Origin of the sequence: Microbacterium sp. 22179 (assembly GCF_052045715.1) — a bacterium.
GTDB lineage: Bacteria > Actinomycetota > Actinomycetes > Actinomycetales > Microbacteriaceae > Microbacterium > Microbacterium galbinum.
The window spans coordinates 506,298-522,818 of the sequence record NZ_JBQEPJ010000002.1 but is presented as its reverse complement, the minus strand read 5'-3'; the positions used below and the strand labels follow the sequence as shown (position 1 = coordinate 522,818).

Sequence of the window (16,521 nt, the reverse complement as noted above, 5' to 3'; positions counted from 1 at the left end):
TCACGAGCCACCGCTCGCTAGCCTGGAGGGATGCATCCGACCGCTTCCGACCTGCTGACCCGCGCGGTCGCCGACCTCGCGGGCGCCCCGAAGGAGGGGCTCGGCGAGGAGCGCGACTCGCGCTGGCGGGGCAAGCGGATCGTGCGCGTCGGCGAGGCCTGGCACCTGGGCGTGCTGCTGCTCACCGACACGCACGCGCTCGCGACCGCCGAGGTGCTCCGTGCTGCCGACCCCGGTCGCCGCGGCTACACGGCCGAGTCGGCGCGCGAACGGGCCGAGCGCCGTGCCGAAGCCCTCAAGGGCGGCTTCGACGAGGGCGAGGTCGTGCACGTCGGGTGGAGCGTGATCGACGTCGACGCGGTGGATGCCGGGGGAGCCTCCGGGCCGCTCGCCCTGGTCGACGGCATCCCCTCGGTGCGATGGAGCGCCGCCGGAGGCTTCATGCCCCTCGAGGCATACCTGCGGGAGCGCGTCGAGCTGCTGCGCGGGGCGAGCTAGTCGCGCGCGTCCGGTGGCCTCGGGCGAACGTCTCGGGTGCTCGGCTCAGGCGAACGTCTCGGCGAAGCGGCGCAGCAGCGCGGCGCCCTCGGTGACGGATGCCGCCAGCACCTGCCCCTGCACGCGATCGAACTCGTCCGGGTCGAAGTACCCGGTCGTGCGGTAGAACGTCATGCGGTCGGCGAAGTCGCGCGGCGTGGGCTCCGGATGGAATTGGGCGGCGTACAGGTGCGTGCCCACGCGGTACGCCTGCACCGGGCAGGAGTCGTTCGTCGCGAGCAGTTGGGCCCCCGGCGGGAGCGCGGCGGCGCTCTCCTTGTGCGCGGTGAAGACGGTGAGCGCGGGTGCGCTCGGACCGAACACGGGGTCGGCGGCTCCGGCATCCGTCGTGCGGATCACGGTCGCGCTCGCCGATTCCGGAGTCGAGGTGACGACCTCGCCGCCGAGCAGGCGGGTGACGACGCCGATGCTGAAGCAGGTGAAGAAGACGGCGGTCTCGGCCGCGATCGCACGGCGGGCGAGGCGCTCGAGGTCGGCCTCGACCCGCAGCTGCACGGCGGATTTCACGGTGTCGGAGACGTTGAACGGCGAACCGCCGACGACGATCCCGCGGTAGCCCTGCAGACGCTTCTCGTCGAGGGGCTCGTCGAGGAGATCGAGGCGATCGACGACGTCCACGCCGAGCGCGCGCCGGAACGAGGCGTGCTCGGCATCCGCGGCCCCGACCTCGGGTCGCACGCAGACGTAGAGAAGCGAGGACATCAGAAGATTCTAACGAGGGCGCGGCGGCCGGCCGGTCGGCGGTGACTCACCGTGACGACGGTGCTCACCGTGACGACGGCGCTCACCGCGACGACTGCGCCGTGCGGCCGCGGACGATGCCGACGAACGTCTCGACGTCGGGCGTCGTGCGCTCGCGCACCCAGGCGAGGGCGACGGTCGAGGTCGGGCCGTCGACGAGCGGGCGGTAGTCGGCGTCCTTGCGGTGGTGCAGGCGCGCAAGCGACATGGGCACGACCACGGCGCCGGTACCGGTCGCCGCGGTGACGATGGCCTCGGCGGTGGACAGGGGCGCGAAACGCGGCGCGAGGGCACCCGGTGCGTCGATCGCGGGCAGCGTGTCGTCGGTCAGCGCGATGAGCACTTCGCCGGCGAGATCCTCGAGGCGGAGTTCTTCGGCGGCGAGGAGGTGCGACTCGATCGATGCGACGACCACGGGAACCTCGTCGTACAGCGGGATGACGTGCAGAGTGTCGACGGTGTCCGCCCCGAGCGGCAGGCGCACGAGGGCGGCGTCGAGCCCGCCGATCGCGGCATCCTGATCGGCCACCTCGACCGGCACGACCTCGAGCGGGACATGCGGCATGCGCTGCTTCCAGGCGTCGATCCACTTGCCCGGCGTCGCGCCGGGTACGACGCCGAGGTGGAACGCGCGCGGCTCCTCCGGAACGGAGGCCGGGGCGTCGAAGACGACCTTCTTCGCCTGCTTCGGCTGGCCGGGCCGGCGCTTCTGCTGCGGCGGCTTCGTCGTCTTCTGCGGGCGCCGCTGCGGTCGCCGTCCCTGAGTCGCCATGCGATCAAGGGTATCCGGCGACCGTGCGGTCGGGTGCCGCGGTGGTCAGCGGTGCGTCAGGCGGCGAGCCAGAGGCCCTTGCGGTTCGTCGCGACGGTGAGACCGGCCGCGACCGTCTCGTCGTCGCCGATGCGTGCGCCTCGCACGATGCGCGCGCCCGCGCCGATCTCGGTGCGGACGCCGATGTGCGCGCCATCGCCGACGGCCGCGCCCTCTCCGATGTGCGCGTGCGCCTCGATGTGCGCTCCGTCGCCGATCACGGCATCCGGTTCGATCCACGCGCCGCGCGCGATGGTGGCTCCGGCGCCGATGCGTGCGCCGGGTTCGATGTAGGCGCCGGCTTCGATGTGCGCCTTCGGGTGTACCTTCGCGCCGTGCGCGACGAGTCCTCGGCCGTTGGCGTGCTTGCGGTAGCGCAGCGTGTCGCCTCGGTCGTTCTCGATGTCGACGTAGTTCTTGCCCACGATTCCTCCCGTGCTCCGGGGTTTTCCCCAGTGCTATCAATAACCACGCGTCTACGGGATTCATTCCCCGGTATGGAACCGGTCAGCGCTGGCACACGGGGCACCAGAAGGTGATGCGCTCACGCGTCGGATCCGCGCCCTGTTCGCCCCGTCGGATGAGCGTTCCGCACCGTCGGCACGGTCGCCCCGCGCGGCCGTAGACCCAGGTGGCCTGGCCCGGCCGATCGACGCCGGTGAACGTGCGATTGCGGCGGTCGCGGTTGGCACGGATCGTGCGCGTGCCGAGGTCGAGAAGGGCCGCGGCGTCGACCTCCGAGGCCGGCGTGGTCGGCAGGATTCCACGCAGGAACAGGAGTTCCGCGGCGTACTCGTTGCCGAAGCCCGCGACGTTGCGCTGGTCGAGCAGGGCGACGTGGATGCTGCGCGCATCGGCCGAGATGCGCCGGGCCGCCTCTGCGGGATTCCAGTCGGCGGAGAGCGGATCGGGGCCGAGGTAGCCCACGAGATCGTCTTCGTCGCGGGTGGGCACCAACTCGATCTCGGCGATGTCGACGCCGACCGCTTCGCGCTCGGCCGTGCCGACGATCGCGCGGACCTTGAACGCCGGATGCCGCCACTTCTCACCCGGTCGGTAGACGAACCACGCACCATCCATGCGCAGATGGGAATGCAGCGTGCTCTCGCCGATACGCAGGAGCAGGTGCTTGCCCCGAGGTGCCGCTCCGTGCACCGTCTGGCCGGTGAGATCGGCGGTCGCGAAGCGCGGCACCCGCAGGTCGAATCGCGTCACGGTGCCACCGGCCAACGCGTCATCGAGCCGCCGCGCCGTGCGGAAGACGGTATCTCCCTCGGGCATCAGCGCGGTCCGACCGGGGGCGGGGGCGGGGGAGCACTCGGCGCGGGAAGGTCGTGATTCTGCATGCTGCGGCTGCGTTCTTGCATGCTGCGGCTGCGTTCTTGCATGCTGCGGCTGCGTTCCTGCATGCTGCGGCTGAGCATCGTCGAACCGGCGACGGCGGCGGGCATGACCGCGACGGCGCCGCCGGGCACGAGGAAGCAGAGCTGGGTGGCGACGCCGAACCCGAGCACGCGCGCGCGGCTGCCCGCGAACAGGGCGGCGCGGTCGGCGGGGCTGAGGTCTCGGGCATCGAACGCGCGCCCGGTGAGTTCGCGTGCGAGGAGGCGTCCCGAGAGGACCACGCCGAGCACGGGGCCGACGAAACCGCCCACGAGGGGCAGGAAGCCGGCGATCAGCACCACGATCGCGATGAGCACGCCCAGCACCACGAGGCGCAGGCCCTCGCCGATCGTCGTCCAGAAACTGCCGCCGTCGGTCGGCGGCGGATCGCCGAGGTCGACCTCGACCGCGTGCCAGATGCGCTGATAGAACGGATCGCCGATCGTGAGGGTCAGGGCCGTGAACACGGCGCTCGCGAGGAAGACGGCGGCGGCGACGATGACGAACCCGACCGCGGTGCGGAACAGCGATCGCCAGGGCTCGACCCAGCCGTCGGCGAAGGGCGTGGCCCACGCCGTGATCGACCCCATGCCCAGCACCAGCGGGAGGATCGCGGCGATGAGGAGCACGAGGGCGATGACCGCCGGCACGAGCCCCAGCGCCATGAGTCCGGGGCGGGTGCGCCATACGGAGAACCCGCGCAGCAGAAGGCGGACACCGGTGCTGAACTCTCGGATCATGACTCTCACAGTAGAGGGGGCGGATGAGCGGGCGGTGGGGGACGGGCCGAGGCTGGCTGCGGGTCACACCGCCTTGCGGAGCGTGAAACCGCGCGGTGTCGCGACGAACCCGGCATCCTGCAGGGCGAGAGCGAGCGGGGTGCCGTAGACGCCCTCGCCGTCGATCTTCTCGACCGTGAGGGTGTCGAGCCGTCGAGCACGGGCAGTGGCGGCGAGATCGGCGGCGGCGGCGCGCAGCACCTCGGCGTCGTCGGTGAAGGACAGAACCGTGCGCCCGCCGCGCTCGAGGTACAGCACGAGGGCGCCGTCGACGATGACCACGAGCCCGCCGGCCTTGCGCCCGGGGCGGTGCGAGACGCCGTCGCGGCGCGGCCAGCCCAGGGCCGCCCCGTAGGGGTTCGCGGGGTCGGTCGCGGCGAGGGTGACGGCCTTGCGGGGCGGCGGGTCGGCGAGACCCGCGAACGTGCGCAGGCGGTCGACGGTGGCCGATGCCGCGAACTGCGCCGCCCCCAGCTTCTCGATCACGTAGCCGCGGCGGCAGTGCCCGGCCTCCTCGAAGCCGGCGAGCACCCGGTACGCCTGGGCAAACCCGCCCGGTACGCCCTCGGCCTGCACGGCGCCGCGCGTCACGACGCCGTAGCGGTCGAGCAGGAGCCCGGCGGTCACGGTCGCACGGCGGGCGGGATCGGTCTCGGCGGCGGGGAGGAGCGACCAGCGTCCGCCGATCGCGGTGGGGCGCGCGGGGGTGCGGCCCAGGGAGACACCACGGTACGTGCGCGTGCGCGGGGCGCGGCGGGTCACCCGGTGCGCCTGCGACCCGCCCGCGAGGAGCGAGCGGATCGGAGCGAACGTGTCGTTGGTGACGTGCCCCGACCAGGTGAGCGACCACAGCGCCTCGAGCACCGACTGCTCGTTCTCGGCACCGGTCATCTCCTTGAGCTGCGCCGCGAAGTACGCACCGCCGATCCCACCGGCCGCCCCGATGCTCCCGCCGGCCCCGGGGGTCGCGGCGTCGTCGCGTGCACCCGGCCCGCCGAGAGCCCCGAGCAGGCGGGCTTCGAGCGAGTCGGTCGCGATCTCGGCGTCGGGCTCCGGAAGTGTGAACGGCGCGAGATCGGCGGGGTGCAGCGACACCCATCCGTCGCGTCCGGGGAGCGTGCCGTGCCCCGACCAGATGACCTCTCCCGAGGAGGTGAGCTCGTCGAGCATGCCCGGGGTGTAGTCCCGCACACGGGAGGGCAGCACCAACGATTCCCAGGCGCTCGCGGGGATGGGCACGCCGGCGAACTGCTCGATCACGGCGAGCACGCCGTCGATGCCCTCGAGCGGGCGGGTGAGGTGCTGCCAGTCGGGCAGGAAGCGCGCGTACGCCTCGGGAGAGACCGGTTCGACGCTGCCGCGGATGGCAGCCAGCGACCGCATGCGCAGGCGGCGCAGCACCTCGGTGTCGCACCACTCGATGTCGTCGCGGGTTCCTGCAGCCGCTCCCGCCGCCCCGGAGGAGCCGGTGGCCGGGGCCGATGCCTCGGGCAGGAAGTAACCGCTCGTGAGACGGCCCGCATTCTCGAGCCGCTGGAGCGTGTGCCGCGCGACGGCCGCGCCGATGCCGAAGCGGGTGGCGACGGCATCCGTCGTGAAGGGGCCGTGCGTGCGCGCGTGACGCGCGACGAGGTCGCCGAGCGGATCGGCGAGCGGCTCGAGGAACGCGACCGGGATGCCGGTGGGGAGCGCCGCGCCGAGCGCATCGCGGAGGCGCCCGGCGTCTTCGATCGCCGCGATGCGCTGCACCCCGGCGATCGTCACGGGGATCGCGCGCCGGGCCTGCACGAGCGCGTCGAGGTGGGCCGCGGCGACGGCCTCGTTCGGTTCGTGATCGTCTTCCGGTCCGCGATCGGCGTCCGATTCGCGATCGCCCTCCGGCGCGAGCCGCGCGGCGACCTCGGCGGCGTCGAGCGGACCGAGCAGACGCAGCAGATCGGCCGTGCCCTCGAGTCCGCGCGCACGGCGCTCGGGATCGAGGCGCTGCGCCTCGCGTTCGAACTGGGCGATGACCTCGGGATCGAGCAGCTCGCGCAGCTCGACGGTGCCGAGCAGCTCGCCCAGCAGGGCGGGATCGACCGAGAGCGCGGCGGCCCGGCGCTCGGCGAGCGGGGAGTCGCCCTCGTACATGAACGCGCCCACGTAGCCGAAGAGCAGGTCGCGGGCGAACGGCGAGGGCTGCGCGGGCTGCGTCTCGACGAGGCGGATGCGCCGGTCGGCGATGGAGGTCGCGAGCCGCCGCAGCGAGGGCAGGTCGTAGACGTCCTGCAGCACTTCGCGGAGCGTCTCGAGGATCACCGGGAACGTCGGATGCCGGCGCGCGACCTCGAGCAGCTGCGCCGAGCGCTGGCGCTGCTGCCAGAGCGGGGTGCGGCGGTTGGGGTTGGTGCGCGGCATGAGCAGCGCGCGGGCCGCGCACTCGCGGAAGCGCGAGGCGAAGAGCGCCGAACCTCCGACCTCCTCGGTCACCAGGTGCTCGATCTCGTCGGGGTCGAAGACGAACAGCTCGGCGCCGGGCGGTTCGGCCTCGGCATCCGGGATGCGCACGATGATGCCGTCGTCGCTCGCGACCGCAGACCCCTCGACGCCCAGGCGTTCGCGCACCCGGGCGTTGATCGCCAGCGCCCACGGTGCGTGCACCTTCATGCCGTAGGGGGAGTGCAGGATCACGCGCCAGTCGCCGACCTCGTCGCGGCCGCGCTCGACCGTGAGCGTGCGATCGGTCGGGAGGGTGCCCGTGGCCTCGCGCTGCTCGCTGAGGTGGGCGAGCAGATTCGCGCGGGCCTGCTCGTCGAGGCCGGCGTCGATGAGGCGCTGCGCCGCCTTCTCGGGGGTCGCCGCCGAGACCTCGCGCGAGAACGCTCCGAGGGCCTCGCCCAGTTCGAACGGTCGCCCGATGCCGTCGCCATGCCAGAACGGCACCTTGCCGGGCTGGCCGTACGCGGGGATCACGTTCACGCGGTCGTGCGTGATCTCGGCGATCCGCCAGCTGGTCGTGCCGAGCGTGAACACATCGCCCACGCGTGATTCGTAGACCATCTCCTCGTCGAGCTCGCCGACCCGGGCGCCCGTCGACTCGCCCGCCACGAACACCCCGAACAGCCCGCGGTCGGGGATCGTGCCGCCGCTCGTGACCGCGATGCGCTGCGCGCCCGGACGTCCCGTGAGCGTGCCGGCGTCGCGATCCCAGACCAGGCGCGGGCGCAGCTCGGCGAACTCGTCGGACGGGAAGCGCCCGGCGAGCAGATCGAGCGTCGCCTCGTACGCCGACCGCGGGAGCGACTGGAACGGCGCCGAGCGGCGCACCGTGTCGAACCACTCCTCGACGCTGATCGCTCCCAGCGCGCTCGCCGCGACGGTCTGCTGGGCGAGGATGTCGAGCGGGTTGCGGGGCACCTGGATGGCCTCGATCTTGCCCGCGAGCATCCGCTCGGTCACGATCGCGGTGTGCAGCACGTCACCCCGATGCTTCGGGAACAGCGCTGCGCGGCTGATCTCGCCGACCTGGTGCCCGGCCCGGCCGACGCGCTGGAGGCCCGATGCCGCCGACGGCGGAGCCTCGACCTGGATGACGAGGTCGACGGCCCCCATGTCGATGCCGAGTTCGAGGCTGCTCGTCGCGACGACGCAGCGCAGCACGCCCGACTTGAGCTCCTCCTCGACGAGAGCGCGCTGCTCCTTCGAGACCGAGCCGTGGTGCGCCTTGGCCAGCACGGGATCGGCGCCCGCGGTGGCCCCCGCCTGCGCCATCATCTGGGCGGGGACCGTCTGGTCGGGCAGCTCGACACCGGTGCGCTCGGAGTAGATCTCGTTCAACCGGCCGGTCAGGCGCTCGGCGAGGCGGCGCGAGTTCGCGAACACGATCGTCGAGTTGTTCTGCAGGATGCGATCGACGATCGCCTCCTCGACGTGCGGCCAGACCGATCCCGTCACCTCGGTGTACTCGGCATCCGCTGTCGGGGAGTCGGCACCGCTGCCCGGAGGCGGCGGCGGATTCGTCATGTCGTCCATCGGCACGACGACGCCCAGCTCGAAGGTCTTCGATGCCCGGGGCGCCACGATCTCGACGGGCGCGGAACCGCCGAGGAAGCGGGCGACCTCGTCGATCGGGCGCACGGTCGCCGAGAGGCCGATGCGCTGCGCCGGGGCCTCGGCACCGTACGACGACCGCAGCGCGTCGAGGCGTTCGAGGCTCACCGCCAGGTGGGCGCCGCGCTTGGTGGCGGCGACCGCGTGCACCTCGTCGATGATGACGGTGTGCACGCCGCGCAGCGTCTCGCCCGCGCGGCTCGTGAGCATGAGGTAGAGCGATTCGGGCGTGGTGATGAGGATGTCGGGCGGATCGGAGACCAGCTTGCGCCGGTCGCTCGAGGTGGTGTCGCCCGAGCGGACACCGACCGTCACCGTCGGCGACGGAGCCCCGAGCCGCCGGGCCGATTGCCCGATGCCGACGAGCGGGGAGCGCAGATTGCGCTCGACGTCGACGCCCAGCGCCTTGAGCGGCGAGATGTACAGGATGCGCGTGCGCGGGGCGTCGTCCTTCTTCTTCGCGGGTGCATCCGCTTCGGCCATGCGCTCGCGGAAGATGCTGTCGATCGCCCAGAGGAACGCCGAGAGCGTCTTGCCCGAGCCCGTGGGCGCGACCACGAGGGCGTGTTTGCCCGCCGAGATCGCGTCCCACGCACCCGCCTGTGCGGGAGTGGGCGCGGGGAACGCACCCCGGAACCAATCCTGCGTGGGTGGGGTGAAGCGCTCGAGCACGTCACTCATACGTCCATCTTGGCCCGGGCCACCGACATGGGCTCGACGGTTGTCGGTGGTGGGGCGCATGCTGTAGCCATGGCGCACACCACGAACTACATCGACACGTTCATCGAGGTCGCCGAGGACTGCCCGACCGATCACGCGGTCGAGCCGCCCGCGAGCGAGAAACCCACGATCGCCGCCCTGCACTACCGGCTGATCGCCGAGCATCCGTACGGCCGCACGTCGGACGACGTGGTGTTCGAGACGTTCGCCCTGCGAGCGGGAATCGCCGTCGACGACGCCGTCGAGCGTGCCCTGTTCTTCTCCGTCGGGCGCCCCTGCCTGCGTTCCTCGCCGCTCGGCAAGCGCTATGGCTGGGGCCTCCACCACGACGCTCAGGGCCGTGTCGCCCTCGTCGCGCGCGAATCCGACGACTATGCGCGCCACGCCGCCGATCCCGGGATCTCCCACACGCGGGCGATGCGGAGCAGGCGGCCCTGACGGCATGACCGATACGGTGGGTGCAGATCGACCAGGGGGAGACGATGACCGATCCGCATGCACCGCAGCCTGCCCACGGCGTTCCGGCGTCGCAGAATTCCACGCCGCAGCATCCATCGCCGCCTGATCCCGGCGCGCACACCGCGCACCCCGGGCCGCCGCGCCGTACCCGCGCGGGTGCGTGGATCCTCCTGTGGGTGTTCGTCGGAGCCGCGGTCCTCGCGGCGGTGATCGCCGGCGTCCTGGTGGCGGTGAACGGTGCGAACCGCGGGCCGAGCGCCGGTGAGGTCGCCGAGCAATACCTCCAGCACATCGCCGACGGCGACGCCACCGCGGCCGCGGCTCTCGTGGCCCCCCGGCCGCAGGAGATCGAGAAGCTGGACGACCCGTCGATGCTGACCGACGAGGTGCTCGGGGCCGCGACCGAACGGATTCGGGACGTCGTCGTCGAGGCCCCCGCAGACGCCGATGACGCCGCGAGCGTCACGAGCGTGGACGTGTCCTTCGCCCTGGCGGGAGAGCGGCACGACACGACCCTCTCGCTCGCCCGCGACGAGGAGTCGGGGCAGTGGCAGGTCAGGACTGCGCTGACCGGCCGCTTCATCGTCACGGAGGAGGACCCCGCGTTCCTCCTCGGCGGTGTCGAGACGCCGACGGTCGATTCGGGCGAGGTCCTGCCGCTCGCGCTGTACCCGGCGGTGTACCCGGTCGCGGCGATCGATGACACGTTCTACGAGACGGATATCGACGAACTCGTCATCACCGGCGCACCGGGCGGAGCGCGGAAGGTCGCCGTCGTCCCGAACGCGAACTTCTCGGAGGAGGTGCAGCGCCAAGTCGACGCGCATCTCGACGAGTGCGCCACGCAGACCACCTGGCGGGTCGACGGATGCCCGTTGAGCGCACCGCTGGACGCACGCACCGTCGAGGTCGAATGGATCGTCGACACGTACCCGACCGTCGAGTTGCTGCTCGACGGCGAGATGTTCGTCGCACGGGGAGGAGCCGTCCGGGCCGTCTACGCCCCGGCGGATGCCGCGGAGCCGGTGACCTTCGAGGGCGAGCTGTCGACGAGCGGCACGGTCGAGGTCAGCGGGAGCGCGCTCGTCGTGACCTTCGAGTGAGCGCGCTCCGGCCGCTCACACCTGCTGCAGCATCCCCTCGCCGTCGATCTCGAGAGTGAGGTCGAGAGCGAGACGGGAGAGGAAGGCGTCGTCGTGGCTCACGACGAGCACGGCGCCGCGGTACGCCGTCAGCGCGTCGACGAGCTGGTCGACCGTGTCGAGGTCGAGGTTGTTCGTCGGCTCGTCGAGCACCACGAGCTGCGGCGCGGGATCCGCCAGCAGCAGCGTCGCCAGCGCGACGCGGAAGCGCTCGCCTCCCGACAGGGCCCCCACCGGCCGGTCGGCCGTCGCGCCGCGGATGAGGAAGCGTGCGAGCCGATTGCGCAGCTCCTTCTCGGGCACGTGCGGGGCCGCCGCGGCGATGTTCTCGAACACGGTGAGCGTCCCGTCGAGGCCGTCGACCCGCTGCGGCAGGTAGCCGATGTGATCGACGTACGCGGCGGCGACCGCCCGTCCGTCCTCCGGCGCGGCCCCGGCGACCAGGCGCTCCAGCAGGGTCGTCTTGCCCGCACCGTTGCGCCCGATCAGCGCGACCCGCTCGGGGCCCTGCACGACCCACGACCTCTCCGCATCGGTGATCGTGGCGATGCGGCGGCTGCGCGAGACCTGCGGGTCGGGAAGCTCGATCTTCATCGACGCCTCGGCGCGCACGCGGCGCCCCGCCTCATCGAGGGCGGCGCGCGCGGCATCCTCCTTCGCCCCGACCTCGGTGCGAAGCTTGCCGGCCGACACCTCCGCGGCCATCTTCCGGCCGTGCGCGATGATCTTCGGCACGCGCTTCTCGATCTCGGCCTTGCGGGCCGTGCGCGCACGGTGCGCGAGCTTGGTCTCGGCCTCGATGCGCTGGCGCTTCTCCTTGCGCACGACCTGGGCGGCATCGCGCTCGGCCTGTCGCGCGGCATCCTGCTCGGCGTCCAGCCACGCGCGCCATTCGGAGTACGGTCCGCCGAACACGCTCAGCGTGCGGCCGAACAGTTCGGCGGTGTCGTCCATCCTGTCGAGCAGCGAGACGTCATGGCTGACGACGATGAGCGTGCCCTTCCACGAGGTCACCATCGCGGCGAGCTTCGCACGGGCGTCGCGGTCGAGGTTGTTGGTGGGTTCGTCGAGGAGCGTGATCGGAGCTCGCCGCAGACGGATGCCGGCGATCGCGACGAGCACCGCCTCACCGCCCGAGAGCTCCCCGACGCGACGGTCGAGGAACTCGGGCGAGAGACCGGCCTCGGCGAGGGATGCCGCGGCTCGCGCCTCGATGTCCCAGTCGTCGCCGACCGCGTCGAAGTGGGCGGGGTCGACGTCGCCCGCCGCGATCGCGCGGACGGCATCGAGCGCCGCCCCGACCCCGAGCAGGTCGGCGACGCGTCGTTCGATGTCGAGCGTGAGCTGCTGCGGCAGGTACGCGACGTCACCGGTGGTGGTCACCGTGCCCGCCGTCGGGTCGAGTTCGCCGGCGATGAGGCGGAGCAGGGTGGACTTCCCGGCGCCGTTGCGTCCGACGAGGCCGGTCCGACCCGCGCCGAAGGCGCCCGACACGGAATCGAGGGCGGTGGAGCCGTCGGGCCAGGCGAAGGTGAGGCGGTCGAGCGTGACCGATGCGTGAAGGGTGGGGGTTGACACGGTGTGTCTCCTGTCGAGTGCGAGGGTGCACTGACACCGGGCCTGCACGGCGGGTCTCCTGCGCGGCGCCGTCGAAGGCGGGAGGAGAGCGGCCGGGTGGAGTCGGCGATCGTCGGGTCAGCGCGCGGAAAGAGGAGCGCGGAGGCGACGGATCAGATCAAAGGACTTCCAGACACGGCGGACAGGACGTGACGACGATACCCCCGGCGGATGCCGTCGTGCAACCCGGGCGTGTCGCGACGCTCCGCCGCGCCGGAGCGCCGCGCCCGAGCGCCGCGCGGGTCACTCGCCGGCGATGCCCTCGAGCCAGAGCGCGAGGAACTGGTGCACGTCGCCCAGCTCCTCCTCGGAGATGCTGTGCGTGAGCCCGGTGTAGACCCTGCCGGAGAGCGTGGAGTGGTCGGGGAGCCACAGCGAGGTGTGCGTGATGAGCGCCTCGGGGATCACGTCGTCGGCCGATCCGCGGCCCCAGAACACCGACGGACGCAGCTCGCGCAGGGCCTCGTCGCCGGGCAGGTCGCCCGGGGTGGCGTAGCCGCTGAGGGCGACGACCGCGCCGAGCCGCTCAGGGGCGAGGCGCAGCGTCTGGAGGGCGACGGCCGCGCCCTGCGAGAAGCCGAGGAGTGCCACCGACGACGCGTCGGCGGCGGCGACGTCGAGCCAGCGGAGGAACGCGCGGGCGGCGACCGTGACGTCTTCGGGCCGACGACCGTTCAGACCCTCGATGGGGTACCAGGACCGGCCCGGCATCGGGAACGGAGGGGCGAGGGGTGCAGCGACGGATGCCACGGCGATGTCCGCGGGCAGATACGGGGCCAGTCCGATGAGGTCGTGCTCGTCGGCGCCGTAGCCGTGCAGCAGCACCAGCAGCGGCTTGCCCGTGCGGTCGCCCGGCACCCACCGGGTCGCGGCGTCGTCGATCGTCAGCTCCTCGCTCATGCCGTCCATCCTGCCAGGGGCCGCCGACACGGGCCCGGCCTCGGCACGGCGCGGCCGCCGACAGCGGCCCGGCCATAGGGGAAGTCGGATGCTGCTGGTAGAAAGGACACATGGCGGTGCGCACACCTGATCCCGACCCCGAGCCCGACGACGACGGCCTCGGCGGATTCGGCGACGGCGCCCCGCAGCCTCCGGTGCCCGACGCGAACCCCGGGTGGCTGAGCGACGTCGAGCTCGAGGAGGCGCGCCGGCACCTGCCGATGCTCTACGTCGAGGCGATCCCGGTGCGCACCGACGGATCCGGTCAGGTGAGCGAGATCGGCATCCTGCTCCGCTCGACGCCCCTGGGTGAGATGACGCGCACGATCGTCTCGGGCCGCGTGCGCTTCGGCGAGACCATCCGCGACGCGCTGTTCCGCCACGTCGAGAACGACCTCGGTCCGATGGCGTTCCCGCTGCTCCCGCCCCAGCCCCTGCCGTTCACGGTGGCCGAGTACTTCCCGATCCCCGGCGTGAGCGCCTACCACGACGACCGGCAGCACGCCGTGTCGCTCGCCTTCGTGGTGCCGGTCACCGGCACTTGCGAGCCCCGTCAGGATGCCCTCGAGGTCACCTGGTTCTCGCCCGAGGCCGCCGGCTCAGACGCGGTCTGGTCGGAGATGGAGGGCGGCCGCGGCACGCTCATCCGGCAGGCGCTCGCGAGTCTCGGCCTGCTGCGCTGAGCGCGCCGGCTGCGCTGAGAGCGCCGCTGCGATGAGCGTGCCGGCCGAGGCTCCGCACGGCCTCAGGACGTGAGGCGAGCGAGCTCGGCGACGAACGCGTCGACGTCGTCCTCGTGGGTGTCGAAGCTGCACATCCAGCGCACCTCGTTGCGCGCGGCATCCCAGTCGTAGAAGCGGAACGATTCGCGCAGCGCGTCGGCGACGCCGTCGGGCAGAGTCGCGAACACACCGTTCGACTGGGTGGGCTGCGTGAAGGCGACGCCGGTGATCGAACCCGATGCGATGGCCTGCTCGATCTCGCCGCGCAGGCGGGCGGCCATGGCGTTCGCGTGACGCGCGTTGCGCAGCCAAAGGTCACCCTCGAGCAGAGCGATCAACTGCGCCGAGACGAAGCGCATCTTCGACGAGAGCTGCATGTTGAACTTACGCGAGTAGACCAGCCCGTCGGATGCCTCGGGGTTCAGCACCACCACGGCCTCGCCGAGCATGGCGCCGTTCTTGGTGCCGCCGAAGCTGAGCACGTCGACGCCGGCATCCGTGGTGAAGGCCGCGAGCGGCAGATCGAGGGCGGCGGCGGCATTCGAGAGGCGAGCGCCGTCGAGGTGCAGCTTCATGCCGCGCTCGTGCGCGTGATCGGCGATCGTACGGATCTCGTCGGCGGTGTAGAGGGTGCCGAGCTCGGTCGACTGGGTGATCGAGACCACCAGCGGCTGCGCGCGGTGCTCGTCGCCCCAGCCCCAGGCTTCGCGGTCGATGAGCTCGGGGGTGAGCTTGCCGTCGTCGGTGGGCACCGTGAGCAGCTTGAACCCGCCGATCTTCTCGGGGGCACCGCCCTCGTCGACGTTGATGTGCGCGGTCGTGGCCGCGATCACCGCACCCCAGCGGGGAAGCATCGACTGGAGGCCGGTGACGTTCGCGCCCGTGCCGTTGAAGACGGGGAAGGCCTCGGCGCGCTCGCCGAAGTGGGAGCGAACGACCTCCTGCAGGCGCGCGGTGTACGCGTCGCTGCCGTAGGCGCCCTGGTGGCCGTCGTTGGCGGTCGCGATCGCGGCGAGCACCTCGGGGTGGATGCCGGAGTAGTTGTCACTGGCGAAGCCCCGGATCGCGGGGTCGTGCTGAATGGTCACCGACCCAGCCTATTCGCCCGAACCCGTATCGGATGTCGGTGGTCCTGAGTACCCTCGAACCCATGCAGCGGACCGCAGCGAACCGGGCGTTCCTCAACGTCCTCGTCAATACGCTGATCGCCAACGTGACGACCAGCTTCCTCTGGTTCGCGCTCACTTTCTGGGTCTACATCGAGACGCAGTCGGTGCTCGCGACCGGCATCATCGGCGGCGCGTACATGCTGTTCGTCGCGTTCTTCGCGATGATGTTCGGAACGATCGTCGATCGGCACCGCAAGCACGCGGTCATGGTGCTCTCGAGCGTGATCTCGGCCGTGGCCTTCCTCGTCGCCGGAGTGCTCTACCTGTCGCAGCCTGAGGCGGCCCTGCTCGACCTGGGCGGCCCGTGGTTCTGGCTGTTCTCAGGTGTGATCCTGTTCGGCGGGGTGATCGAGCAGCTGCGCAACATCGCGCTCTCGACCACCGTCACCCTGCTCGTGCCCGAAGAGAAGCGGGCCAACGCCAACGGACTCGTCGGCACGGTGCAGGGCATCGCCTTCCTCGTCACGAGCGTCTTCTCGGGGCTCTCGATCGGGTTCCTCGGCATGGGCTGGACCCTCGCGATCGCGATCGCCGCGATGGCGGTCACCTTCGCGCATCTGCTCTTCATCCGCATCCCCGAGAGCGAGCCGCAGGCCGACCCCGACGCCAAGAGCGCGGTCGACTTCCGCGGCAGCGTGCGCGCGATCCGGCAGGCTCCCGGGCTGTTCGCCCTCATCATCTTCTCGACCTTCAACAACCTCATCGGCGGCGTCTACATGGCGCTCATGGACCCCTACGGGCTCACGCTGTTCGACGCGCAGACGTGGGGCTTCGCCCTGGCCTTCGCGTCGACCGGCTTCCTCATCGGCGGCGGCCTGGTGGCCAAGTTCGGCCTGGGCAAGAAGCCGATGCGCACCATGCTGCTCGTCGTGATCGCGATGGGGCTGCTCGGAGCGGTGTTCATGCTGCGCGAGTGGTGGTGGCTGTACGTGCTCGGCATGTGGGTCTACATGGCGCTCGTGCCCCCGGTCGAGGCGGCCGAGCAGACCGTGATCCAGAAGGTCGTGCCGTTCGAACGCCAGGGGCGGGTCTTCGGCGTCGCGGCGGCGATGGAGGCGGCGGCCGCACCCATCACGGCGTTCCTGATCGCGCCTCTCGCCGAGTTCCTGATCATCCCCTACATGGACGGCCGCGAGGGTCAGCAGCAGTGGGGCTGGCTGCTCGGCGAAGGAGAGGCCCGAGGTATCGCCCTGATCTGTCTGTTCGCCGGGCTCATCATGGTGGTCGCGGCGACGCTCGCGTTCTTCACGAAGTCGTACCGCAAGCTCACGGTGCTCTACGCCGAGGCGCCCGAGCAGAGCATTCCGGGCGAGGGCGAGGGCGAGGGTGCATCGGTCGACGATGCCCCGCCGGTCGTCCCGGGAGCACCGCAGCTCTAGACGCCACGCTCCC

The 16,521-nt window shown here is 71.8% G+C and carries 14 protein-coding genes; 5 read left to right on the top strand and 9 right to left on the bottom strand.

The window, feature by feature from the left end; translation table 11 throughout:
• The first annotated feature begins 30 nt into the window (after positions 1 to 30).
• Complete coding sequence (locus ACTJKK_RS07620; protein ID WP_247625237.1) at positions 31 to 498, top strand: glutaminase; 468 nt, start codon at positions 31 to 33, stop codon at positions 496 to 498.
• Positions 499 to 543: 45 nt separating this feature from the next.
• Here the strand turns inward: ACTJKK_RS07620 and ACTJKK_RS07615 are convergent, their stop codons facing one another.
• The 6 genes from ACTJKK_RS07615 to ACTJKK_RS07590 form a co-directional block, all read right to left on the bottom strand.
• The gene (locus ACTJKK_RS07615) at positions 544 to 1,260 is read right to left on the bottom strand and encodes a glutamine amidotransferase-related protein (protein ID WP_440747526.1); all 717 of its coding nucleotides are present in this window, start codon (positions 1,258 to 1,260) and stop codon (positions 544 to 546) included.
• Positions 1,261 to 1,342: 82 nt separating this feature from the next.
• Positions 1,343 to 2,071: a LysR substrate-binding domain-containing protein gene (locus tag ACTJKK_RS07610; RefSeq protein ID WP_440747525.1), complete on the bottom strand. Its 729-nt coding sequence runs from the start codon at positions 2,069 to 2,071 to the stop codon at positions 1,343 to 1,345.
• Between the two features lie 56 nt (positions 2,072 to 2,127).
• Positions 2,128 to 2,535 carry a DapH/DapD/GlmU-related protein gene (locus ACTJKK_RS07605; RefSeq protein WP_247625234.1) on the bottom strand — a complete coding sequence of 136 codons (408 nt, stop codon included), beginning with the start codon at positions 2,533 to 2,535 and terminating at the stop codon, positions 2,128 to 2,130.
• 82 nt (positions 2,536 to 2,617) lie between these two features.
• Positions 2,618 to 3,391: a DNA-formamidopyrimidine glycosylase family protein gene (locus ACTJKK_RS07600; RefSeq protein ID WP_440747524.1), complete on the bottom strand. Its 774-nt coding sequence runs from the start codon at positions 3,389 to 3,391 to the stop codon at positions 2,618 to 2,620.
• Entirely contained in the window at positions 3,391 to 4,233 is an 843-nt protein-coding gene (locus tag ACTJKK_RS07595) for an EI24 domain-containing protein (protein WP_440747523.1), read from the bottom strand. Before ACTJKK_RS07595 ends, ACTJKK_RS07600 begins: the two co-directional genes overlap by 1 nt.
• Before the next feature lie 63 nt (positions 4,234 to 4,296).
• The gene (locus tag ACTJKK_RS07590) at positions 4,297 to 9,042 is read right to left on the bottom strand and encodes an ATP-dependent helicase (RefSeq protein ID WP_440747522.1); all 4,746 of its coding nucleotides are present in this window, start codon (positions 9,040 to 9,042) and stop codon (positions 4,297 to 4,299) included.
• Between the two features lie 69 nt (positions 9,043 to 9,111).
• Between ACTJKK_RS07590 and ACTJKK_RS07585 the strand changes: the two genes are divergently transcribed.
• Together ACTJKK_RS07585 and ACTJKK_RS07580 are read left to right on the top strand one after the other, a co-directional pair.
• Positions 9,112 to 9,519 (top strand): DUF6157 family protein, encoded by a 408-nt coding sequence (locus tag ACTJKK_RS07585; protein WP_440747521.1) that lies wholly within the window; start codon positions 9,112 to 9,114, stop codon positions 9,517 to 9,519.
• 44 nt (positions 9,520 to 9,563) lie between these two features.
• A complete protein-coding gene (locus tag ACTJKK_RS07580; protein WP_440747520.1) occupies positions 9,564 to 10,643 on the top strand; it encodes a hypothetical protein in 1,080 nt (359 codons plus the stop codon).
• Positions 10,644 to 10,658: 15 nt separating this feature from the next.
• Here the strand turns inward: ACTJKK_RS07580 and ACTJKK_RS07575 are convergent, their stop codons facing one another.
• Together ACTJKK_RS07575 and ACTJKK_RS07570 are read right to left on the bottom strand one after the other, a co-directional pair.
• Positions 10,659 to 12,260: an ABC-F family ATP-binding cassette domain-containing protein gene (locus ACTJKK_RS07575; RefSeq protein WP_440747519.1), complete on the bottom strand. Its 1,602-nt coding sequence runs from the start codon at positions 12,258 to 12,260 to the stop codon at positions 10,659 to 10,661.
• 282 nt (positions 12,261 to 12,542) lie between these two features.
• Complete coding sequence (locus ACTJKK_RS07570) at positions 12,543 to 13,199, bottom strand: alpha/beta hydrolase (RefSeq protein ID WP_440747518.1); 657 nt, start codon at positions 13,197 to 13,199, stop codon at positions 12,543 to 12,545.
• 110 nt (positions 13,200 to 13,309) lie between these two features.
• On the opposite strand from ACTJKK_RS07570, the gene ACTJKK_RS07565 reads away from it, so the two are divergent.
• Positions 13,310 to 13,921 carry a DUF4916 domain-containing protein gene (locus ACTJKK_RS07565; protein WP_440747517.1) on the top strand — a complete coding sequence of 204 codons (612 nt, stop codon included), beginning with the start codon at positions 13,310 to 13,312 and terminating at the stop codon, positions 13,919 to 13,921.
• Between the two features lie 62 nt (positions 13,922 to 13,983).
• Here ACTJKK_RS07565 and ACTJKK_RS07560 read toward each other — a convergent pair whose 3' ends face one another.
• Positions 13,984 to 15,048, bottom strand: coding sequence for a threonine aldolase family protein (locus ACTJKK_RS07560; protein WP_440747516.1), 1,065 nt, complete (start codon positions 15,046 to 15,048; stop codon positions 13,984 to 13,986).
• A 62-nt stretch (positions 15,049 to 15,110) separates the two neighbouring features.
• Here ACTJKK_RS07560 and ACTJKK_RS07555 point away from each other — a divergent pair, with 62 nt between their 5' ends.
• A complete protein-coding gene (locus tag ACTJKK_RS07555) occupies positions 15,111 to 16,508 on the top strand; it encodes an MFS transporter (protein WP_440747515.1) in 1,398 nt (465 codons plus the stop codon).
• Positions 16,509 to 16,521: the final 13 nt, after the last annotated feature.